General features: G+C 72.6%; 1 protein-coding gene. It reads right to left on the bottom strand.

Annotated elements, in window-relative coordinates:
* The coding region (locus IE249_RS36295) for an FAD-dependent oxidoreductase (RefSeq protein ID WP_373304347.1) at window positions 1–446 on the bottom strand (446 nt) is incomplete at both ends.

The raw sequence follows: 446 nt of genomic DNA, 5'->3' as shown, positions 1-446 counted from the left end.
GGTGAGGTCGTAGACCTGGGTCCAGTTGAGGATGCGCTCGCCGTCGGGCTGGGCGTCGGGCAGCTCGCGCGGGTGGCCGCCGGTGGCGATGAGCACGGCGTCCGCGGTCAGCGTCTCCTCGCTGCCGTCGGCGGCCGTCACCACGACCTTGCGTGACCCGTCGAGGGCCTGCATGCCGTCCAGCCGGCCGCGGCCGCGCATGACCCGGGCGCCGGCCCGCGTCACCGACGCGGTGATGTCGTGCGACTGGGCGAGCGCGAGGCGCTTCACACGCCGGTTGACCTTGCCCAGGTCCACGCCCACCACGCGGGCGGCCCGCTCCAGCGGCGGGGTGTCGTCGGCGACGATGATGCCCAGCTCCTCATAGGAGGAGTCGAACGTGGTCATCACCTCGGCCGTGGCGATGAGAGTCTTCGACGGCACGCAGTCGGTCAGCACCGACGCAC

The sequence above is a fragment of the Streptomyces anandii JCM 4720 genome (genome assembly GCF_014650655.1).
GTDB classification, from domain to species: domain Bacteria; phylum Actinomycetota; class Actinomycetes; order Streptomycetales; family Streptomycetaceae; genus Streptomyces; species Streptomyces anandii.
This window is presented reverse-complemented; position numbering and strand designations above follow the sequence as displayed.